This is a genomic window from Obesumbacterium proteus, from assembly GCF_001586165.1.
In the GTDB taxonomy this organism is placed as follows: domain Bacteria; phylum Pseudomonadota; class Gammaproteobacteria; order Enterobacterales; family Enterobacteriaceae; genus Hafnia; species Hafnia protea.
In genome coordinates, this window is the sequence record NZ_CP014608.1 from 916,091 (window position 1) to 938,645 (window position 22,555).

A 22,555-nucleotide genomic window follows, 5' to 3' on the forward strand; every position below is an offset into this window, starting at 1 on the left:
CAGGTTGACTAGGTGCAATCAACAGCAGCAAGAAAAGCAGACGCGAGAAAGTTGGCGACGTTAAACGTTACCGACAACTCACATCGATAGGTTTCTCCCCGGAGGGAATAGGGCGCGAGTATAAATTTGCATGATAACTGTCCGCATCAAATCCATCAGCCTATTGGCTGATAGCGTCTTTAAGGGTATGCAACAGTTCTAATATGAGAAGTGATGCTGCCCGCCGAGTCTGGCAAGCAAAGCATCTGGGGAGACAGTCAGCTTGCCAGTGATATGTCACTGCTATGTAAATTACTACTCTGACTTTCCAAGGAAGGATCTCCGCTGATTAACTGCGCAAACTATAGGTGTGGTTATTGGTTATGTAAAGGTTGATTTGATAAACCAATAGTCAACGTAAGTGATTTATTGCATCTGGATGTAACGGGGCAGCGAAAACATATAGATATAGCGAAGGCCGCAAAAACACGATTTATCTTATTTTTGCAAAAATTGATCACGACCCATCTATGTATTTTTGCAAAAAAGCATGTTTTTAGATATGACCCCAAAAATGTACACCCTGCACAAAAATGGGTCGATTTTTTGTAGGTAAAAAAGTTAGCACTCATGATAAACATGCTAATTATATGTAAAACATGGTGTTTTTTTACCTTGCATTCACAAATGTTATCAATTTAGCGCCTGAAATAGGTCTTACTTTCGAATGAAATAACATTTATTTAACGCCTTGTTAACTTTGTGGGTATAGGAATCTTCTGACCAGTCTGTTAATCTTTTCTTACTTTCTATCTGGTCACGTTTATAAGGATGAACTGAATCGAATTAAAAAATATATAACAAATCTCTTGGTTAATTACGCATATTCCTCTCGGATAAGAGGAACGCTTCCTGCTATGTGAACGCATAGAAAAGTGGTGTTAGCCGATATATAGGTGAAGGATCATGAATACATTTTTGTTTGCTGTGAAATGCACTTTTAATTCGACGTTTTTGTTTCCTTAGGTAACTAAAAGCTTGCTTTAGGTTTCTACTCCAGAGTGATCGCGCTTCATTCTGCAGTAAACACCAAATGGCCCGTTTTTATTCTAGCGACTAAAAAAACAGGGATTTTTAAATTAATAAGATCGTTAAAACAAATAACGATAGTCATCTGTATAAATTAAAGGATAGAACCTAATGAATAAATCTATTTTATCAATCGCATTAATGGCGGGCTGTTTTGTTTCTGCATCTGCAATGGCAATCAGTGCGAATACCATCACTTTCCAAGGTGAAGTTACCGCTCAGACTTGCTCTGTTTCTATTAACGGAAATGACGCTAGCCCAATTGTTTTGCTGCCAACCGTAGCTGCTACTGATTTGGGTGCGTCTGGCGATACTGCTGGCCAAACGATATTTACTCTGGGCGTCACTGGTTGCACCAAAAACGATGCAGCAGACACCAATATTAAAACCGTTTTCGTTGGTAATAACGTGACCAATAGCGGCAACCTGGGTAATACCGGTGGCGCAGGAAACGTTGAATTACAAATTCTGAAAAGCACGCAAGACACTGCGGGTATTAATTTAACGAGCCCTCAAAGCGTTGATGGTCTGGTACTGAAACAAGGTGAAACCGAAGCTACACATGACTTCGCTGTTCAGTATTACGCGACAGCAGCAGCCACCGCGGGCACCGTAGCGGGCTCACTACAGTACGCAATTTCTTACCAGTAAGCCATACAGACCGGGATGCCGGTCTGTAAATTATTTAGGAACAACAATATGTTATCTGTCATGGATGTTTTTACTGGATGTGTTTTGGCGCTCTGTCTGGTTGCTTCGGCACAGGCAAGCGTGGTGATGACAGGAAACCGTGTGGTTTATCCTGCACAAAACAAAGAGGTAAATATCCAACTGACTAATCACGATGATTTTCCTAATGTGATTCAGGTATGGATGGACAGCGGTAATGAAGACTCAACGCCTGAAACAGGCCAAGCGCCATTCATTATTACCCCGCCATTTTTTAAAATGGCGGCAAAAGCAGGTCAAACTGTACGGTTAATGTTTACTGGGGCTCAATTACCTCAGGATCGCGAGTCCGTCTATTACCTTAATTTTTTGCAAATCCCACCGAGAGAAGCAAAAAGTAGCAGCAATCAAATGCTGATAATGCTGCGTAACAGAGTGAAGGTTTTTTATCGCCCTGCTGGAATAACGACATCTCCGACAGAGATCGCTCTGCATGTAAAACCAAAAATAGTTCAGCGTGGGAACACTTACGCAGTTGAATTAGAAAATATGAGTGGCTATTACCTGTCTATTTCAGGGGCGAGTATTTTATCAGAAAATAAAGTAACTCAACTCGGCAATAAAATGATCGCCCCATTTAGTTCTGACACTTGGCCGGTGACAAGCAAAGTTAGAAATCCTGAGTTAACGATTAATTATATTAACGATCATGGAGCGAAAATAACGCACCGTTACCAATTATGATGGATTCCTCATTCATCTCATGGAATGAGAGGGTATTTAGATGAATAATCGTAAATTAGCTTCGTGGATTACCTGTGCATTATTCCCGATGAGCGTTTATTCGTGGGCGACAGATAATAGCCAATATACCTTTGATGAGTCATTGTTTTTAGGTGGTGGATTTGCTAAGGGACTAAAGCGTTTTAATACGGATAATAATACCGCTGCGGGAAAATATTCAGTCGATATTTATCTGAATGGTCGTTTTATGCAGCGGGACAGCGTTGACTTTGTTAACAACTCAGCTCAAGAAAAGAGCGAACCTTGCCTTAGCCGCGATTTTTATTTGGAATCGGGGGTTAACGAAAGTTCGCTGCCGCCTGTCGATAAAACTGCCGATCCACAAGAAAAAACGGTATGTCAGGCGCCTGAAGAGTTGCTCAAAGGGGCAAGTTGGGCCTTTGACCAGCCTCGGCTGCGTCTGGATCTCTATATTCCTCAGGCTTTACTCACGCGCTCGCCGCGTGACGCGGTTCCCGTGGAAAGCTGGGATGCTGGGGAATCGTTGATGTTCCTCAACTACAGCACTAACTATTATCAAAGCCGCTATCGTTCAGGATCGGGTGGTACCAGCCAGTATGGCTTTCTTGGCTTGAAATCAGGTATCAACCTAGGTTTATGGCAGTTACGACAGCAATCATCGGCAACGTATAGCCAATCGCCGAGCCAATCCCATTATCAGTGGCAATCGCTGCAAACCTATTTGCAAAGGCCGATTGCGGCGTTGAACAGCAACTTAATGATTGGTCAAAGTTACAGCGGGGGTTCGCTGTTTGGCAGCATGGCGTTTAACGGCGTTAAGCTGGAAACCGATCAACGTATGTGGCCACAGTCGCGGCGTGGCTATGCGCCTGAGATCCGTGGAACAGCGCAGACCAACGCGCGCGTCGTGGTGAGCCAAAACGGCCGCACTATCTACGAAACTAACGTCCCTCAGGGGCCTTTTGTTATCGATGATTTGAGCAGCACCCACTATGAGGGTGACTTGAAGGTCGAAGTTATCGAAGCGAATGGGCGTAGCTCAACGTTTACCGTGCCATTTTCTGCGGTGCCTGATTCGATGCGTCCTGGCGTTGGTCGCTATAACGCTCTCATCGGTAAAGCGCGTGATTACGGCGGTACGCAGAACCTGTTCGGTGATTTTACCTATGAACGCGGGCTTTCCAATAGCCTTACTGGCAACCTCGGCGTACGTGTTGCTGATGATTATCAGGCTATTTTGGCCGGTGGCGTATGGAGCCATTGGTTAGGCGCATTCGGTGTGAATACGACGTGGTCGCATGCCAAAATTGATGATGAACAAAGCCAGTCAGGGTGGCGTGTGCAGGCTTCGTATAGCCGAACGTTCGATTACACCGGTACTAACGTTGCGCTGGCAGGCTATCGCTATTCCACGGAAGGTTACCGCGAGTTGAGTGACGTATTAGGCGAGCGGGCAAGTAAAAAGCATGGTTCAAACAATGTGTTCAAGTCAGACACCTTGAACCAGCGAAATCAGTTTACCGCGATGATTAACCAGACGCTGGGTGATTACGGCAGCCTGTATTTGTCCGGATCGGTAATGGATTACTACGATAATCAATCGCGTAATACGCAGCTTCAGCTGGGTTATTCCAACAGTTGGAAAAGTATCAGCTACAACTTGGCGATCAGTCGTCAGCAGTCGATATACCGCAACCAAATGGATATTGGTGGTGATGATGATTCTGAGCGTAGGTATTCCTCTTCCTACGTGGGTAACACTGAGAACCTGATTACGCTCACGTTCTCAATTCCGCTTTCGTTTGGCGGGCGTGAAAACTATGTTTCGACGTCGCTCAGCCATGCCGATAGCTCAGGTAACTCAGCGCAAACATCCCTTTCCGGGATGTTAGATGAACAAGGAACGCTGAATTATTCGGTGTATGCCGGATACCAGCAAAATCGCGAAAACCAAGCGGGTAGTACTAAGAACTGGGGCGCGAATCTGCAAAAGAACTCTGCGTTCGGTACGCTTAACGGCAGTTATTCCGCCTCAAGTGAATATACCCAATGGGGTGTCGGCGGGCGCGGTGCTGCGGTGATTCATCAGGGAGGCATCACGGTTGGGCCTTATCTGAGTGAGACGTTTGGTTTGGTTGAAGCCAAAGGCGCTAAGGGCGCACTGGTGAAAAATGGGCAGGGCGCTCGCATAGACAGCAATGGCTACGCCATTATTCCGTCGCTGACGCCTTATCGTTACAACACGATCAGCCTTGATCCGAAAGGGATCAACAAGCATACCGAGCTTAAGAGCACGCAAAGCCGCGTGATCCCGTATGCGGGTGCTGCTGTGAAGGCAGCTTTCGATACGCTGAGTGGTTATGGCGTGTTAATCAAAGCCAAAATCAACGGCACCGATGCTTTGCCAATGGGCGCCAACGTCGTGGATGACCAAAATCACGTGGTGGGGATGTCTGGCCAAGCGAGCCTGATTTATGCCCGTGTGCGCGAGCGACAAGGCACGTTGACCGTGCGTTGGGGTGAGAGTGCAGAAGAGATGTGTCGCGTGAGCTACGTCTTACCAGAGTCGTCTGAAGAGCAGGAGTTGGTTTCTGTTTCTGGGCAATGTGTACATTAAGGGGAAGGGAATGTTCAGGATGAAAGCCAATACCAGTGCAATATCAACGCTTTTTCTGCTGATGATATCTTCATCTGTACTTGCCAATTGCACAAAAATTACGGCGCAATCGCAGCTGAGCAGCGCCAGTGATGGCGTTGCGAGCTCATGGACTGGTAGTTTAGATACCAACAACGGCTCTTTAGGCTTACCTAGCGTTGTGGATATTAGCACCAGCAATGATTTTCAGCCTGATGGGACGCTGTTGGCTTCTGGCGTCGCTCCTTTCACCAGCTATGCGCTCAACTCCGGTTATGAAAGCGAGCGAGTGTTATTCCGTTGCGATGCGGCGGATGCAAGCCAAATATTTGAGATGTATGCCACTAACGGCGATGCGGCATATGGTGGTCTGTACGATGACGGTAGTATCACTGGTGTTGCGCCAAAGGCTTATGCGACCTATGTACGTAACGTTGCTATTCGGTTTACCAATATGGAAACCGGCCAATTCTACGACAAAATCTGGAAATCGCGCCTGCTAACCGGGCTTGATACCGATAGCCAAGGACGCTTGCTGATTAAAGCGAAAAATTTTAGTGCGGTACAAACGGAGCTCTTTCGCCTGAACTACGCCCGCGCTGGCACTAATAACGCGGCCAGCTACCAATATCTATATACCCAACCCAATGCGTATATTGCATTTCGAGGCCCAGGTATTACCGGCCCTGCTGACGGTGCGGATTCACAAACCAGCTTCCCCGGTTGGTATGGGACTTGGCCTGCGTCTATTGGGGTCTATAAATATCTGACGTTTCGCCGTGGTGCGACCTGTAAGATCAGTAATTTCACGCCGGTGGTGACATTGCCTGCAATCAATATCAGTGCTCTTCAGGCGGGAGAAGTAAGCCAGTCACCGTTTACGCTGGATTTCAAATGCCAGTCTGCCGCAACTTCGGGGTTGAAGACTGGCCAGATAGCGTTAGGGTTTTTAGCCCCGCCTGCCAGCGTTGCGGCTGCAACCCAATATGGGCTGATAACCTCAGGCGCAGCGAACTATTTGCTTGATGAACAGTATGGCACGCAGGGACATGCCCGCGGAGTGGGAGTAAAGATCTACCGCAATAATCAGCCGATGCAGTTTTTAACCACGGATACGACTAAAACCACCGGCTGGTCACCGATTCTTGGCGGCGATCAAACCAAAGTGGATTCGAATACGGCTCAGGGAATTGATAGTTACACCGAAACCTTTATGGCGCAGCTAGAGAAATTTGGCTCGGATGAACTCACCGCAGGGAGCTATCAGGCGCATGCACAGATTCTTATCCGTATTCAGTAATTTTGGCTGCATTATCTTTGCTCTGTTAGGCGCAGTAAATGTGCAGGCAGCGGTAAACGCAGAAGCGACTCGCGTGGTGTTTAACGACGGTGAAACAGAAGCATCGTTGCAGCTCGTAAATAAAAATACTTATCCCGTAGTAGTTCAGGCTTGGTCTGACGACGGTGATCCACAGTCAACGCCGGATAAAAGTGCGTCTCCCGTTCTGGTGTTGCCCGCGGTATTTAAGCTGCAACCTGAAGAGATGACAAATTTGCGTTTAATGCTGATGGATAATCAGCTGCCTAAAGATCGTGAGTCTATGTTTTGGCTGAATATTTATGAGATCCCGCCAAGTCTGGTTGGGGGCTCCGTGCAGAAAATTACGATTGCATTACGTACTCAAATGAAGTTGTTTTTACGCCCGAAAGGACTGGAAAAGCCACAGGAGTCCATTGGCAAAAAAATCACATTTGTGCGGCAAAACGAAGTGTTGATGATTGAAAACCCAACCGAGTTTTATTTAAGTCTTATTGGCGTGACAATAAATAATATTCCTATAGATATAGGAACGTTACCGCCCAAAAGCCGTCATCAAATTACGTTGCCTTCGGGCTTAGGAAATATGAGCAAGAAGATATCCTTCTCGCTAATAAACGATGAAGGGAATTACTGGGATTATAACCAGATAATCAACTAATCATTTAAGTGACCATTTTCCATAGGCGCTATTTCAGGTGTGACTAGTTATATATCTGTAGTTGTAGTAACTGCTTTACATTAATGTCGAACTCGTAGGATCAATATCTAAACAATACAGAACAAAAGCAAAATATAAGCCCATGTACTCTTCCGCTAATGTAATGAATGAATCATGCAGCGTCAGCGTCATATTCTCATGAGGCGTCATGAGATTTTTCTTGGCTGCGGCATCAACAATTCTACGCAAGTGAGTACGTGACACGGAAGTTTCTTTCGCGATTTGGCTATAGGATATATTGGCCGTGACGCCTTGATTTTCCTTTTGTTTCAAGGATTCGATGTAAAGACGTATAAAAATCATATGTCCAGCATCTTTTAATAAAAAGACTTGGGAGTCAGGCAGTATAGTGCTTACGATGACATCGTTGAACATCAAATCAGCGCAGCGAGTGAAGAAATTTTTTAATCCTCATAATTATTAAGGTGATCTTTTTTTAATCGATAATCAGGTAGAAGATCGGGAAAAATAGCGAGAGAGTTTTCTAAATAACGACGAGTCTCATCCAAACCTTTTTCAGTTGGATTGAACAATAGAATTCGTTTGTCTTTTTCGCTTTTAGTTACATTAAGTCTTCCGCCAACTCGTAAGAAAAACATTAATGATTCCAGACTGTTATGACTACCCAGTCCGTGGCTTACGCAGTAGTTTTTAACATCGGATAATGTAGGGTCTTTACGCGTAAAATAAAAGCATAATATCGTTATAGCGATATTGAAACGCGTATCTTTAAACATCGTTTTATAGAATAAAGGATGTGTTTTACACATTGATAACATCAAGTCGTAATGTCTTCCGATGGACTGCCTGAAATTAGGTAGTTTTTGTATTTCTGAACTATAAAGAAATAGTTCTTTTGCTAAATTGTTTTTTTGCATATTTTCTTTTTATTTTGATGGCAAATACCGCGATAGGGGTATCTGCTCGGTGTTTAAAAATTTAGGTTAGTGTTCCAGAATCATTATATCTAGATTAAACGCAATGTCATGATGTCAATGCTATCTATTATTTGTATAACCTATTATTTGATCGGGTGAAATACAGGCATAAAATGACTTTTTAGGCATGTTATACATTGCGATTGTAGTTAATATCTCTTCTTTTTAATAAATAAATGGATTTTTATTCTGCATGGTGTGCTGGTTTTATATACAAAACATACCAGAAATGTTCATGTATTTATAACAACTTAAGGTGTTATAGTTTTCTTTAAGGTTTGTGAATAATTATTTTCATGCCTTTAGGAATTTATACATTGAATTGCAAAATTGCAGGATAATTTGAAGGTTTTTCCTCATATAATTATCATTAGGGATAAAATGTTAAGAATTGCATTAGTTGAAACCTCTCATGTTGATGCGATGGGAATATATAGTTGCATGGATGGCATGGATATGAAATGTCAGCCTTTCGACTTGTGTTCTCAGTTTGTTCTTGAGCACACGCTAAAACCATTTGATGCATTAATTATCGAAATTGTTCCTTTTGAATATGGTTTATCAGGCGCATTAGATACTTTGCATTTTCTGAAAGCGGCTTTTCCTAAACTTCCGGTGATCGTCTTAACTCGTTCTGAAGATCCCTATGTTTTGTCGAGAGTTATTTCACACAACACCTATACGCTGCTGTCTAAGCAGGAGCCGATTTCGTTGTTGCGTGAGGCGATTATGGCACGTCTATTATCGGGCGTGGTTGAGCATAGCGATGCCATTAGAGGCTTCCTTGAAAAACGAGGAAAACAAGCCGATGTTAAGATAACGCGCAGCGAAGAAAGGGTGATGAGCTGCTTACAGCAGGGGCAAACGCTCGGAGAAATTGCGCGTAAATTAAAAGTGAGTGAAAAAACGATCAGTGGTCATAAGCGCAGCGCAATGCGTAAGCTTGGACTAACCAACCATGCCAATTTCTGCCGTTATCTGGTTAGCCACAAGGAAGGGTTGCTACAGGAGCGCGCGTAGTCTTGCCATATGGAATGCATCAACGTAATTACCATCACGATAAGCGTAGCTACGGCTGGTGCCTTCTATTTCAAAACCAAATTTTTTATATAGCGCAATCGCGCCAACGTTATCGGTAAATACCGTCAGCTCAACTCTTTTTAAATCCAGCCATTTATCGGCAAGTTCCAGCATAGCCGTCATCAGTTTGCTGCCCACGCCGCGGCCTTGAAAATCATGCCTAACGCTGATGCCAAAGGTTCCGCTGTGGCGCATACGTGGCCGCTGGTAGGCGTCTAAACTCACACATCCTACGATGTCATTTTCATGCACAGCCACGAGATGATAGGTGCCAGCCGGCGTTTGATTCAGGCGTTTTTCCCAAACTTCTGTTGTGGCATAGGGAAGCTGTAGCGTTTGAGCGTAGACCTGCGGATAAGTATGTAATTTGTGCAATTCTTCGACATCTTTTGGCGTTGCTGCGCGAATTATAATCTCGGCCATTTGTTTTTCCTGTCAACGAGTTAGCGAATAACCCATTCAATATAAAGGATAAAAACTATTTTAGTAGGGTTATTAATAGATAAAAAAACGCTTTACAAGTGATATTGATAATGATTATCATTGCCGTGCGTTCTAGGGAAGACAACCTTAGAGAAACGTCTGTTAAGTAGCTCATATTTGGCCGACGCTATCCAAGGAGTCCTTTCGAGAAGGCACGACATTGCTCACATTGCTTCCAGTGTTTTTTTAGCCAGCTCGGGTGCTGGCTTTTTTTTTTGCCTAAATTTGGCTGTGCTTCGAGTATCGCCTATGACTTTTGGGGATAAAAGCACTGTCGTCATCCCTCGATCAGTTACACTATTTACCATGTGAAACCTGCCATGTGAATGAAGGATATTTTCCATGGATGTCAGCCAGATCGATTTAATTCTCTCCCTGCTTCAACAGATGTGCGTTTATCTGGTTATCGCCTATTTGTTGAGTAAAACCCCGCTGTTTATCCCGCTGATGCAGGTCACTGTTCGTTTGCCGCATAAGCTGGTGTGTTACCTCACCTTTTCGATGTTTTGCATCATGGGAACCTATTTTGGCCTGCACATCGATGATTCTATCGCCAATACCCGTGCAATAGGCGCTGTTTTAGGTGGGGTTCTTGGTGGGCCATCGGTGGGCTTTTTGGTGGGATTGACCGGCGGTCTGCATCGCTATTCGATGGGCGGCATGACTGCAATGGCCTGTATGATTTCCACGGTGGTGGAAGGCTTAGTCGGTGGGTTATTGCATCGCTATATGCTGAAAAATAATCGGCTAGATCTGCTGTTCCAACCGCTGGTGATTGCTGCGATTACTTTCTTGGCTGAGTGTTTCCAGATGCTGATCATTTTGATCGTGGCGCGCCCGTTCTGGGAGGCTGAGGAGCTGGTAGAAAATATTGCGTTGCCGATGATGATCACCAACACCGTCGGTGCGGCTATGTTTATGCAGATCTTGCTCGATCGGCGGGCGATCTTTGAAAAATATACTTCGGCGTTCTCCTCAAAAGCCCTGCAAATCGCGGCCCGAGCAGAAGGTGTCATGCGGCAAGGCTTTAACCCGCAGAACAGCATGAAAGTTGCCAAAGTGCTGTATGAAGAATTAGGGGTTGGTGCAGTGGCGATCACCGATCGTGAAAAGCTGTTGGCGTTTATTGGCATTGGCGACGATCATCATCTAGTGGGATCGCCCATTACTTCTCATCACACGCATCGTGCCATTGAGCTCGATCAAGTGGTCTATGCCGATGGTAACGAGGTGGCGTATCAGTGTTCAGTCACGCCGAACTGTAAGCTTGGCTCAACGCTGGTGATCCCGCTGCGCGGTGAAGATAACCGTGTGGTAGGTAGCATCAAGCTGTATGAGCCGAAGAATAAGTTGTTCTCCAGTATTAACCGCACACTAGGTGAGGGTATAGCTCATTTGCTTTCAGCACAGATATTGGCGGGTAAATATGAGCAGCAGAAACAATTATTGGCTCAGTCTGAGATCAAGTTGCTGCATGCACAGGTGAATCCTCACTTTCTGTTTAACGCGCTGAATACCTTATCGGCGGTGATCCGGCGCGACCCCGACCACGCGCGTAAGCTGGTGCTTTCGCTGTCGACGTTTTTCCGCAAAAATCTAAAACGCAGCAGCGACGAAGTGACGCTGGGTGATGAAATCGAGCATGTAAAAGCCTATTTGGAGATTGAGAAAGCGCGTTTCTCCGATCATCTGATGATTGATTTTGATATCGACGAGTCCTTAATGCATATCCGTTTGCCCGCGTTTTCGTTGCAGCCGATTGTGGAGAATGCGATTAAGCATGGCACGTCGCAGCTGTTTGGCGTTGGTGAGGTTCGCTTGCATAGCTGGAGAGAGGACGACGATATTCTGATTAGCGTTGAAGATAATGCGGGTCTCTATCAGTCCAAACCACGCGGCGATGGCCTAGGCATGAACTTGGTCGATCGTAGGATTAAAGCTCGCTATGGCGATAGGTTTGGTGTGAGCGTGGAAAGCGAGGCGGATAAATTTACTCGCATTGTGATTCGCGTACCGAAGGTGGTGGTCGAGGCGTAATAGTGACGGAATAGGAACCCTCTCCAACGAAGGAGAGGGCTAATCATTTACAGCACAAACTTCAGCATGCGACGCAGAGGTTCAGCTGCGCCCCACAGCAGCTGATCGCCAACGGTAAATGCTGAAAGGTACTGTGGCCCCATGTTCAGCTTACGTAAGCGGCCGACCGGCGTTGATAGCGTACCGGTGACGGCAGCAGGGGTTAGCTCGCGCATGCTAAGCTCGCGGTCATTCGGAACCACTTTCACCCAGTCGTTGTGGCTGGCCAGCATTTGCTCGATTTCAGGCAGGGAGACATCCTGTTTGAGCTTGATGGTGAAGGCTTGGCTATGGCAACGCAGAGCGCCAACGCGCACGCATAAACCATCGACGGGAATGATCTCTTTGGTGGCTAAAATCTTGTTAGTTTCAGCCTGACCTTTCCACTCTTCTTTGCTTTGACCGTTATCCAGCGCTTTGTCGATCCAAGGGATCAGACTACCCGCCAGCGGTACGCCGAAATTATCGATTGGCAGCGTGCCGCTGCGGCTTAACTCGGTGACTTTGCGTTCGATATCTAAAATGGCAGAAGCCGGATTTTGTAGCTCTTTGGCAACGCTGTTATGCAGCATCCCCATTTGGCTGAGCAGCTCACGCATATGGCGCGCACCGCCGCCGGAGGCTGCCTGATAAGTCGCCACGGATACCCAATCGACCAGATTGTTGGCAAATAGGCCGCCCAGAGACATCAACATCAGGCTTACGGTGCAGTTACCGCCCGCGAAGGTTTTAATGCCTTTATTGAGCGCATCATGAATCACATCGTGGTTAACCGGATCGAGGATAATCACGGAGTCCTCGTTCATGCGCAGCGAAGATGCGGCATCAATCCAGTAACCTTGCCAGCCGCTGGCGCGCAGCTTAGGGTAAATCTCGTTGGTGTAATCGCCGCCCTGGCAGGTAATGATAATGTCCAACGCCTTTAACGCGTCGATATCATACGCATCTTGCAAGGTGCCTTGCTGACCGGTAAAGGTTGGTGCAGGTTCACCGTGCTGAGATGTGGAGAAAAAAACCGGGCGAATGGCGTCAAAATCGCGTTCTTCAATCATGCGTTGCATGAGTACAGAGCCGACCATCCCGCGCCAACCGATAAAACCAACGTTTTTCATATGTAGTCCTGCCTTGGAGTTTTTATATTAAGAAATTAAAGCCGCCTGTCTGTGCGGTGGGGCTTGCCCCATTAACCAAACTTACAAAATGTGTGACGATGCGCAAGTGAATTTATTCGATATGGGTGAATGTATTCATGTGCGTAACTAATAATCACCTTTTGGGTTCGCGTTCTGCCGACAATATGGTTATCACTCCCTGAACGCGCGCTTTTATGCCACAATACGAAACAGTTATTTCTTGTGCGATTGCTCACAAAATTACCAAAGGACAATAACGGCTCCTATGCCTCCTCTGAACCAAAGCTGGTTGCAGCGCGAGAACGAATTCGCCGCATTTACCACCGGTCCATTACTCGATTTCTGGCAACAACGTCAGGAAGAGGTTTTTATGGGAGTGGACGATGTTTCGATTCGATTTGTCCGTTTTACGTCAAAACAGCATTCCCGTGTGGTACTGGTTTCGCCAGGTCGCATCGAAAGCTACATGAAGTATCCCGAACTCGCCTACGATCTGTTTCACAGCGGCTATGACGTGGTGATTATTGATCATCGTGGTCAGGGAAAATCAGGGCGAATGCTGGACGACCATCACCGTGGTCACGTCGTCCGTTTTGATGATTACGTCGATGATTTAGAGATTCTGTGGCAGCAAGAAATTTTATCTAAACCCTACAAACAGCGTTTTGCGTTGGCCCACTCCATGGGCGGTGCGATACTCGCGCTGTTTTTGGCTCGCAAGCCGCAGGGCGTCACCGCCGCCGCGCTGTGTGCGCCCATGACAGGGATAAAATTGCCCATGCCGTTATGGGTTGCCAAGCGAATTGCGGACTGGGCAGAACGTTATCCGAAAATGCGGGATAATTACGCATTAGGTACCGGCCATTGGCGCCCATTGCCTTTTATTGTTAATGAACTCACCCATAGTCGGGTTCGCTATCGCCGTTTTTTACGCTATTACGCTGATTACCCTGAATTACAGGTCGGCGGGCCGACTTACCGCTGGGTGCGCGAAAGTATTCAGGCGGGGGAACGAGCCATCGCCAACGCTGAAAATATCACTGCGCCACTGCTGTTATTACAAGCGGGTGATGATCGGGTCGTTGCCAACGCATCGCATTTTTCTTTTTGTCAGTCACTCACGAAAGCGGGGAATCCACCATACGGTGGGGCTCCCCATATTATTAAGGGCGCACGCCACGAGATCCTGTTTGAGCGGGACGCAATGCGCACTGAGGCGTTAAATGCCATTTTGCATTTTTACGCTCTTCACTCCGATTCGTCGGCAGAAACTGCCGCCAACCCCAGCTGAGGTTAGAACACACTTTATGTACCACATTGTTGCTTCTGATATGGACGGCACCCTGCTGTCACCTGCTCATACATTGACTCCATTTGCCCGTGAAACTTTGCAACAGCTGACCCAGCTCGGGGTAAATTTTGTATTTGCCACAGGCCGTCATCATATTGATATTGCACAGGTTAGAGACAGTTTAGGTATCAGCGCTTTCATGATTACGTCAAACGGTGCGCGTGTACATAACACCGCCGGTGAGCTGATTTTCAGCCATAACGTGGATGAAGATATTGCCCGCGACCTTTACAACATCGTGCACAACGATCCAGATATCCTGACCAACGTCTATCGTAATGATGATTGGTTCATGAACCGTGAAAGCCCTGAGCAGAAAGCGTTTTTCCAAGAGTCCGTTTTCCACTATCAGCTGTTTGAACCGGCATTTTTACCCACCGACGGCATCTGTAAAGTCTATTACACCAGCGATACTCACGAAAAACTGCTGCCGTTGGAAGAAGCTATCAATGCACGCTGGGGTGACCGCGTAAACGTCAGTTTCTCACTGCCAACCTGCTTAGAAGTGATGGCGGGCGGCGTATCAAAAGGCCATGCGCTGGAATATGTGGCGAAGCTCTTGGGCTATACGCTTAAAGATTGCATCGCTTTCGGCGACGGCATGAACGACATGGAAATGCTGTCGATGGCGGGCAAAGGTTGCATCATGCGCGATTCCCATCAGCGCCTGAAAGACGCGTTGCCAAATCTGGAAGTGATCGGCAGCAACGTTGATGATGCGGTACCGCATTATCTGCGGAAGATGTATTTGGAAGCATCTGCGGACTGACCCCCTCCCAACCTCCCCCTTGTCAGGGGGAGGAGCCGATCGAGATCCTTACCAATATCACTGAACAGTTCCCTCCACTGCGAAGGGGAGGGTTAGGATGTGGTAAATATCAGTATTGCTGACTGACCCTTTCCCAACCTCCCCCTTGGCAGGGGGAGGAGCCGATCGAGAATCTTACGAACATCACTGAACAGCTCCCTCCCCTGTGAAGGGGAGGGTTAGGGAGGGGTAAATGCGGACTGACCCCCTCCCAACTTCCCCCTTAGCAGGGGGAGGAGTCGTTCGAGAATCTTACGAACATCACTGAACAGTTCCCTCCCCTGCGAAGGGGAGGGTTAGGGTGGGGTAAATGCGGACTGACCCCCACCCAATCTCCCCCTTGGCAGGGGGAGGAGCCGATCGAGATACTTACGAAAATCACTGAACAATTCCCTCCCCTTGTTTAATGAGGGAGGAGATCGAGCACTATTTAGTTTCTCGTTTGTGAAGAACCACGCTACGCCAGCTTTTAAGCCAAGAAAACAGTTTGGATGGATTTACAGAATGTTGTCGCCAAGGATGGAATTGAGCTCGCAGAATGGGCAATAAAAAACCCGCCATAGATCGGCGGGTTTTTTTATGAAGAAATAGAGCGGGTGTGGTTTACTCCCCTGGGAACAGGAACGGGTTGATGCTGCTGCGCCCGAAGCCTTCTTCTTCCATTTTTGCATCGAGCACCAGCGTTGCTAAGTCGTCGGCAACGGGCTCAACTTTCGGGTCTTTTTCCTGATAAACCATTTTCAGGTAAGTTCCGCAGTCCCCACAGCTTTCTGCTTTAACGGCGGCATTTTCGCTGTCGAGTGACCAGTAGTTCAGATCGCGCGTTTGTTCGCAGTTGGTGCATTTTACGCGTACTACGTGCCATTCGCTTTCGCACAGGTTGCAATGCAAATAACGTAAGCCGTTAGTGGTGCCCATGTGAATGACGCTGGCTACCGGCATGCTGCCGCATACCGGACAGAATTGGCGATGTTCGCCATATTCGGCTTTGGCTTTGCCCGGAATTTGGGTTGCCATTTGCGCCCAGTATAAAGATAGCGCAGCCCAGATGAAGGGGGCTTTATCGCTGCCAACGACGCCGTAGTTACCCGCAAACAGATCCTTCGCCATGATTTCCAGCTCGGAGTCAGATGTCTTAGATAGGTTCTCCAGCACCGGCTGAACATGCTCTGGCGCATCAGGCATCAGTTCGGCAATCAGCGCCTGCAACAGGGTATGCCAGTGATGAGTGCGTGGGAAAATACTCGTGTCCAGAGGCGGTTTGCCCATGGCGGCGGCGTTAGTTAGCGTTTGGGTTAAATCAATGGTTAATGGGTTGTCGTGCAATGCTTTTTGCTGAGCATCAGCGATCGCCGCTGCAAAATTCAGGTAGTCGCCCAGAGGATTATTTTCCGCAAGTTGACGCAGACGTTCCGCGCGGCGGGAATAGAGGCTCTTGAGGTTAGCAAACAGCACCGGAGGAATATTGTCTAAACCACCTGATTTTTCGCGTTCTGCACCTAGCTGTTCTTTCGGGACGATTTTAATGCTCATGAAATTGATCCAGTGTTAAGACCTCCTCTCGCTCTCCCCCTCTTCAGGGGGAGACGCCTGCGCAAAACGACGCTGACGTATGGAGGAGATAAGGTTACTTCCGCTCTTGTTCTTTGGCTTTCACTTCTCGATACCAGCGCGGATGATGTTTTTTGGCCCATGCAGCAGGTACCCAGCCTTCGACCATCGCGGTGATCGTACCTTTCACCCACAGCGCCGCATAGATATGTACCATAATAACAATAATCAGCAGCACTGCGGCGAATGAATGCACCATCAGCGCCAAACGGATCACTGGAATGGAGAACGCATCGGCGAAATAAGGGCGCCAAATCACGATGCCGCTGGCCAAAAGGAGGAGCAGGCTGCCGATGGCGGCCCAGAACACACACTTCTGCCCAAAGTTATAGCGACCGGTATCACCCACTTCTTCATTCATCGCGATCTTATGAATGCTTTTTGCCCATGTGATGTCTTCGCGATTGATCAGGTTATGTTTCCAATAGCGGAAGAACATGATCAGGAACGAAGCGAACATCACCACCCCAAAGAAGGGATGCAGGATGCGTGCGAGCTGCGGCGTACCAAAGACATTCATCAGCCAGTTAAACGAGGGGAAAAAGAACCCCAAGCCGCTGATGGACACCACAATAAAGCAGAACGCCACCACCCAGTGGTTAATCCGTTCTGGCGCTGAGTAACGCTGAATCGGCTTTTCCTTCTTCATTTGCGCTCCTCCTTATCGTGCTGTTCGGTATCTGGTGGGATATCGTCGACTTTGCCATCCACCTCGTTTTCTTCCTCGTCGTGAACGCGGTTAGGGCCCACGCCAACGTAGTGGAAGATACTGGCGGCAAAGGTCGCCGCAAAGCCAATGGCGGCCAGCGGTTTCCAAACACCTTTCCAGAACTGTACGGTTGGGCTGATGGTTGGATCTTTTGGCAGGCCGTGATAGAGCTCTGGCTTGTCGGCGTGGTGCAGTACGTACATCACGTGCGTACCGCCGACGCCAGCAGGGTCGTACAGTCCTGCATTCGCAAAGCCGCGGGTTTGCAGCTCGGCGACACGCTCTGCGGCAAGGTTCTTCATCGCTTCTTTGGTGCCAAAATGAATGGCGCCGGTTGGGCAGGTTTTCACGCAGGCGGGCTCTTGTCCCACGGTAACGCGGTCGACGCACAGGGTGCATTTGTACACCCGATTGTCTTCCTTGTTCATGCGCGGCACGTCAAACGGGCAGCCAGCGATGCAGTAACCACAGCCGATGCAGTGCTCTGACTGGAAATCGACAATGCCGTTAGCATACTGAATGATTGCGCCTTCCGATGGGCAGGCTTTTAGGCAGCCCGGATCGGCGCAGTGCATGCAGCCATCTTTGCGGATAAGCCATTCCAGCTTGCCGTTTTCCTCAACTTCGGAAAAACGCATCACCGTCCAAGATTTAGCGGTTAAATCGGCAGGGTTATCGTACACCCCGACGTTATGACCGACTTCATCACGGATGTCGTTCCATTCGGAACAGCCCACCTGACAGGCTTTGCAGCCTATACAGGTGGTCACATCGATCAGCTTTGCCACTTCTTCCTGATGGTTACGCGCCTCGGGAGGCGGCGTCAGGGAATTGGTGGCAGAGCGCCGGATTATGTCCTGAGATTGATAAGCCATAATGCGTCTCCGTTACACCTTTTCCACATTGACCAGGAACGCCTTGAACTCTGGCGTTTGCGTGTTGGCATCACCGACAAACGGTGTCAGGGTGTTGGCGATAAAGCCTTTCTTCGCCACGCCTTGATAGCCCCAGTGGATTGGAATACCGATGGTATCGATATCTTTGCCGTCCACCTTCAGCGTGCGGATACGTTTGGTCACCACCGCCTTGGCTTTGATATAGCCACGGTTGGAGCTGACTTTCACTGTATCGCCATGCTTAATGCCTTTTTTCTCTGCCAGCGTTTCACCAATTTCGACAAACTGCTCAGGCTGAAGAATGGCATTCAGCAGGGCATGTTTAGTCCAATAGTGGAAATGCTCGGTCAGGCGATAAGTGGTGCCCACGTAGGGGAACTTATCGGCTTTGCCCATGGCAGCCAGATCGTCTTTAAACACGCGAGCAGCAGGGTTAGACACCACGTTTGGATGCAGCGGGTTGGTTCCCAGCGGCGTTTCAAACGGTTCGTAGTGTTCAGGGAACGGACCTTCAGCCATTTTATCAATCGCAAACAGGCGTCCCATACCTTCCGGCTGCATGATGAACGGGCCGACACCGCTGTTTGGTGCTGCGGTGCTGTAGTCAGGAATATCAATGCCTGACCATTTTGCGCCATCCCACTCCAGCAACTGACGTTTTGGATCCCACGGTTTGCCCGACGGATCGGCTGAAGCGCGGTTATACAGAATGCGGCGGTTCAGCGGCCATGCCCATGCCCAACCTAAAGTATTACCTAAACCGGACGGATCGCTATTGTCACGGCGCGCCATCTGGTTACCTTCTGGCGTCCAGCTTCCGGCGAAGATCCAGCAGCCACTTGAGGTGGTGCCGTCGTCACGCAGCTGAGCAAAGGAGCTAAGCTGTTGGCCTTTTTTCACCAGAACGGCACCGGTCGCTGGGTCAACCAAATCAGCCAGCGCTTTACCGTTGCTTTCCCTTGCCACTTCTTCCGGCGCAGGATTTTCTGGCGTGAGGTAATCCCACGTCATATTAAGCACTTGCTCAGGCACGGCGCCGCCGTCTTTGGCATACATTTCACGCAGGCGAAGGAAAATACCGGCCAGAATTTCACCGTCATTTAACGCTTCACCCGGGGCGTCAGCGCCTTTCCAATGCCATTGCAGCCAGCGGCCAGAGTTCACGATCGAACCGTTTTCCTCGGCGAAGCAGGTTGAAGGCAAGCGGAAGACTTCAGTCTGGATCTGTGACGGATCAACGTCGTTGAATTCGTCATGGTTTTGCCAGAACGTTGAGGTTTCCGTATTCAGAGGGTCAATCGTCACCAAGAATTTCAGCTTGGAGAGTGATTTCACCACTTTGTTTTTGTTCGGGAACGAAGCCACAGGGTTAAAGCCTTGGCATAGATAGCCATTCACTTTGCCCTGCGACATCATCTCGAAATACTGCAGGACGTCGTAGCCTTTGTCCCACTTCGGCAGCCAATCAAAGCCCCAGTTGTTTTCTTTCTGCGCTTTATCACCGTAGAAAGATTTCATCAGGCTGACGAAGAACTTAGGCGTATTACCCCAGTAGTTCACCTGACCCGGTAACGTTGGTTTTGGCGTTGTCGCTGCGAGATAGGTTTGCAGGTCGGCCTGTTTTTCTGACGGCAAATTGAGATAGCCCGGCAGGCTGGTGGACAGCAATCCTAAGTCGGTTAGACCTTGAATGTTGGAGTGACCGCGCAAGGCGTTAACGCCACCACCGGCCATCCCCATGTTGCCCAACAGCAGCTGGATCATCGCCATGGTGCGGATGTTTTGCGCCCCCACGGAGTGCTGGGTCCAGCCTAAGGCGTACAGGAACGAAGCTGTTTTATCAGCGGCGCTGGTTTCTGCGATATATTCGCAAACGGTGAGAAAATCAGCTTTTGGCGTACCGCAGACGTTTTCCACCACTTCCGGCGTATAGCGGCTGACGTGCTCACGCAGCATATTCCACACACAGCGCGGATCTTGCAGTGTGTCATCGCGTTTGGCGAAGCCATTTTCGTCGAGCTGATAGTTCCAAGTGGTTTTGTCGTAGGTACGTTTTTCTTCGTTATAGCCACTGAATAAACCGTCGTCGAAGGCATAGTCTTCGCGCACCAGCAGGCTGGCGTTGGTGTAGTTCTTAACGTATTCAGCGTTAATTTTGTTATTGGTTATCAGATACAGCAATACGCCCGACAGGAAGGCAATGTCGGTACCGGAACGGATCGGCGTGTAAAAGTCTGCCACCGAGGCAGTTCGGGTAAAGCGTGGATCGATAACGATCAGCTTGGCTTTGTTATGGATCTTGGCTTCCATCGCCCAGCGGAACCCTACGGGATGCGCTTCGGCGGCGTTGCCACCCATAACAACGATCAGGTTGGCGTTTTTAATATCAACCCAATGGTTTGTCATCGCACCGCGACCAAATGTTGGAGCAAGACTTGCTACCGTTGGTCCGTGTCAGACGCGCGCTTGGTTATCCACGGCAAGCATGCCGAGGGCGCGACTAAATTTTTGGGTTAATAAACCAGTTTCGTTGCTCGATGCAGAGGCGCAGAGCATACCGGTCGAGAGCCAGCGGTTAACCGTGGTTCCCTGATCGTTAGTGGGAATAAAGTTGGCGTCACGGTCGGCTTTCATCAGCTTGGCGATGCGCTCAAAAGCATCGTCCCAAGTTAGGCGTTGCCATTTGTCAGAGCCGGGAGCGCGATATTCAGGGTATTTCAGACGAGATTCACTGTGGATGAAATCCACCAGACCTGCACCTTTCGGGCACAGAGCACCACGGTTTACCGGATGATCCGGGTCCCCTTCAATGTGGAAAATGCTTTCTTTTGCGTTTTTTGCGCCGTCGCCGAGGCTGTACATCAACAACCCACAGCCGACAGAACAGTATGTACAGGTATTACGGGTTTCGCGTGCTCGCAGCAGTTTGTACTGCCGAGTTTCCGCGAGTGCTACCGCTGGAGCAAAGCCCAGCGCCGCCGCCGTGGTGCCTGCCATACCGCCAGCGCAGATCTTAAAGAACTGTCTTCTGCTGACCTGCATGGTGATCTCCTTCCTATCACATTGCTTCAAAAAGTGTGTTTTATTTGGTTTGTTTGCAAATTCATCGTTAAACCTGCGCACGACTTTTTCGGTATGGCAGGTTTAGAGTCATAAGAACTTAACGGACTTGCTCACTCTTAGCGGCGAGCGGAGTCGCTTTGTGCTTAAATACTACCACATGAATCCTGTGGTTGTTACAGGTAGGTATCAAAGACGTGAATAAGATGAGTTTATTAAATAATAATCCAGTTAATGGCGTTCGCCAGACCATGGTGCAACAACGTGGGCAGCTGCACACTTCTCAGCCAGACTGGGTGGCAGAAGAAGTCCCTGTTGCGCTGGTGTATAACGGCATCTCTCACGTGGTGATGATGGCGTCGCCGAAGGACTTTGAAGCTTTCGCGCTAGGCTTTTCGCTTTCAGAAGGCATTATTCGTTCTCCGCAGGATATCTACGGTATGGACGTGGTGCCAGCCTGCAACGGCGTGGAGGTGCAAATTGAGCTTTCAAGCCGCTGTTTTATGGCGCTCAAAGAGCGTCGGCGTTCGATGGCTGGGCGTACCGGCTGTGGCGTGTGTGGCGTTGAGCAAATCACCGACGTTGTTCGTCCGCTAGAGCCATTGCCGTTTACCCAAACGTTTGATCTACAAAATCTGGATCAGGCATTGCGTCAGCTGCGTAGCGTGCAACAAATCGGCGATCTCACCGGTTGTACTCATGCTGCGGCGTGGATTGATCCGCAAGGTGAATTACTCGGAGGCTGCGAGGATATTGGCCGCCATGTGGCGCTGGATAAACTGTTGGGCATACGTGCCAAGCAGCCGCGGACGCAAGGCGCGGTACTGGTTTCTAGCCGAGCAAGCTATGAAATGGTACAAAAAGCGGCGATGTGCGGCGTCGAAATTTTATTTGCCGTTTCGGCAGCCACGACGCTGGCGATTGATGTTGCTGAAAAATGCAATCTCACGCTGGTTGGTTTTAGCAAACCGGGGCGTGGCACGGTATTTACCCACCCGCAGCGGCTGCGGTAGTTTTTATTCGTTCTCTATATTTGTTCTCTATATTTTTTCTATGCCTTGTTTCGTATTGAAGGAAGGCATAAAAACGATATTTTTGTGTCGGTAGGCCAAAAGTACGATCTCCGTCACTTTGCGTTGTGCACTTATCCAAAAAATAAAATATTTGCTCGCTATCTTCTAGGCAATAGCACATACCTTCGGTTTGATTAATCCCTTACTATTAAAGCACCAAT

The 22,555-nt window shown here is 48.4% G+C and carries 18 protein-coding genes; 10 read left to right on the plus strand and 8 right to left on the minus strand.

The window, feature by feature from the left end; all coding sequences use genetic code 11:
* The first annotated feature begins 1,179 nt into the window (after positions 1-1,179).
* From DSM2777_RS04390 to DSM2777_RS04410, 5 genes are read left to right on the plus strand one after another with little or no spacing between them, the layout of a single operon-like run.
* Complete coding sequence (locus tag DSM2777_RS04390) at positions 1,180-1,719, plus strand: fimbrial protein (RefSeq protein WP_046458406.1); 540 nt, start codon at positions 1,180-1,182, stop codon at positions 1,717-1,719.
* 48 nt (positions 1,720-1,767) lie between these two features.
* Positions 1,768-2,481 carry a fimbrial biogenesis chaperone gene (locus tag DSM2777_RS04395; RefSeq protein WP_061553269.1) on the plus strand — a complete coding sequence of 238 codons (714 nt, stop codon included), beginning with the start codon at positions 1,768-1,770 and terminating at the stop codon, positions 2,479-2,481.
* 40 nt (positions 2,482-2,521) lie between these two features.
* Positions 2,522-5,119, plus strand: a complete 2,598-nt coding sequence (locus tag DSM2777_RS04400; RefSeq protein WP_061553270.1) for a fimbria/pilus outer membrane usher protein — start codon at positions 2,522-2,524, stop codon at positions 5,117-5,119.
* A 10-nt stretch (positions 5,120-5,129) separates the two neighbouring features.
* Positions 5,130-6,437, plus strand: a complete 1,308-nt coding sequence (locus DSM2777_RS04405; protein ID WP_237087815.1) for a fimbrial protein — start codon at positions 5,130-5,132, stop codon at positions 6,435-6,437.
* Entirely contained in the window at positions 6,409-7,116 is a 708-nt protein-coding gene (locus DSM2777_RS04410) for a fimbrial biogenesis chaperone (RefSeq protein WP_061553272.1), read from the plus strand. The genes DSM2777_RS04405 and DSM2777_RS04410 overlap by 29 nt, the downstream gene beginning before the upstream one ends.
* Positions 7,117-7,191: 75 nt before the next feature.
* Here the strand turns inward: DSM2777_RS04410 and DSM2777_RS24860 are convergent, their stop codons facing one another.
* On the minus strand, positions 7,192-7,551 hold the full coding sequence (locus tag DSM2777_RS24860) for a hypothetical protein (protein WP_237087816.1): 360 nt from the start codon (positions 7,549-7,551) through the stop codon (positions 7,192-7,194).
* A gap of 29 nt (positions 7,552-7,580) precedes the next feature.
* Positions 7,581-8,054 (minus strand): hypothetical protein, encoded by a 474-nt coding sequence (locus DSM2777_RS24865; RefSeq protein WP_237087817.1) that lies wholly within the window; start codon positions 8,052-8,054, stop codon positions 7,581-7,583.
* Between the two features lie 441 nt (positions 8,055-8,495).
* Between DSM2777_RS24865 and DSM2777_RS04420 the strand changes: the two genes are divergently transcribed.
* Entirely contained in the window at positions 8,496-9,134 is a 639-nt protein-coding gene (locus tag DSM2777_RS04420; RefSeq protein ID WP_046458400.1) for a LuxR C-terminal-related transcriptional regulator, read from the plus strand.
* Here DSM2777_RS04420 and DSM2777_RS04425 read toward each other — a convergent pair.
* Positions 9,117-9,617, minus strand: coding sequence for a GNAT family N-acetyltransferase (locus DSM2777_RS04425; protein ID WP_046458399.1), 501 nt, complete (start codon positions 9,615-9,617; stop codon positions 9,117-9,119). The genes DSM2777_RS04420 and DSM2777_RS04425 overlap by 18 nt on opposite strands.
* Positions 9,618-10,019: 402 nt before the next feature.
* On the opposite strand from DSM2777_RS04425, the gene DSM2777_RS04435 reads away from it, so the two are divergent.
* A complete protein-coding gene (locus DSM2777_RS04435) occupies positions 10,020-11,714 on the plus strand; it encodes a sensor histidine kinase (RefSeq protein ID WP_046458398.1) in 1,695 nt (564 codons plus the stop codon).
* A gap of 47 nt (positions 11,715-11,761) precedes the next feature.
* Here the strand turns inward: DSM2777_RS04435 and asd are convergent, their stop codons facing one another.
* The gene (gene asd / locus DSM2777_RS04440) at positions 11,762-12,865 is read right to left on the minus strand and encodes an aspartate-semialdehyde dehydrogenase (protein WP_061553274.1); all 1,104 of its coding nucleotides are present in this window, start codon (positions 12,863-12,865) and stop codon (positions 11,762-11,764) included.
* A 286-nt stretch (positions 12,866-13,151) separates the two neighbouring features.
* Here asd and pldB point away from each other — a divergent pair, with 286 nt between their 5' ends.
* Together pldB and yigL are read left to right on the plus strand one after the other, a co-directional pair.
* A complete protein-coding gene (pldB, locus tag DSM2777_RS04445; protein ID WP_061553275.1) occupies positions 13,152-14,177 on the plus strand; it encodes a lysophospholipase L2 in 1,026 nt (341 codons plus the stop codon).
* A gap of 16 nt (positions 14,178-14,193) precedes the next feature.
* A complete protein-coding gene (yigL, locus tag DSM2777_RS04450; protein WP_061553276.1) occupies positions 14,194-15,006 on the plus strand; it encodes a sugar/pyridoxal phosphate phosphatase YigL in 813 nt (270 codons plus the stop codon).
* A gap of 642 nt (positions 15,007-15,648) precedes the next feature.
* Here yigL and fdhE read toward each other — a convergent pair.
* From fdhE to fdnG, 4 genes are all read right to left on the minus strand, one after another.
* A complete protein-coding gene (gene fdhE / locus DSM2777_RS04455) occupies positions 15,649-16,578 on the minus strand; it encodes a formate dehydrogenase accessory protein FdhE (RefSeq protein WP_025799437.1) in 930 nt (309 codons plus the stop codon).
* 94 nt (positions 16,579-16,672) lie between these two features.
* Complete coding sequence (gene fdoI, locus DSM2777_RS04460) at positions 16,673-17,305, minus strand: formate dehydrogenase cytochrome b556 subunit (RefSeq protein WP_061553277.1); 633 nt, start codon at positions 17,303-17,305, stop codon at positions 16,673-16,675.
* Positions 17,302-18,240, minus strand: coding sequence for a formate dehydrogenase subunit beta (fdxH, locus tag DSM2777_RS04465; RefSeq protein ID WP_040046447.1), 939 nt, complete (start codon positions 18,238-18,240; stop codon positions 17,302-17,304). The genes fdoI and fdxH overlap by 4 nt, the downstream gene beginning before the upstream one ends.
* A gap of 12 nt (positions 18,241-18,252) precedes the next feature.
* On the minus strand, positions 18,253-21,303 hold the full coding sequence (gene fdnG, locus DSM2777_RS04470) for a formate dehydrogenase-N subunit alpha (protein WP_147288298.1): 3,051 nt from the start codon (positions 21,301-21,303) through the stop codon (positions 18,253-18,255).
* 224 nt (positions 21,304-21,527) lie between these two features.
* Here fdnG and fdhD point away from each other — a divergent pair, with 224 nt between their 5' ends.
* The gene (gene fdhD / locus DSM2777_RS04480; protein WP_061555328.1) at positions 21,528-22,334 is read left to right on the plus strand and encodes a formate dehydrogenase accessory sulfurtransferase FdhD; all 807 of its coding nucleotides are present in this window, start codon (positions 21,528-21,530) and stop codon (positions 22,332-22,334) included.
* Positions 22,335-22,555 lie beyond the last annotated feature (221 nt).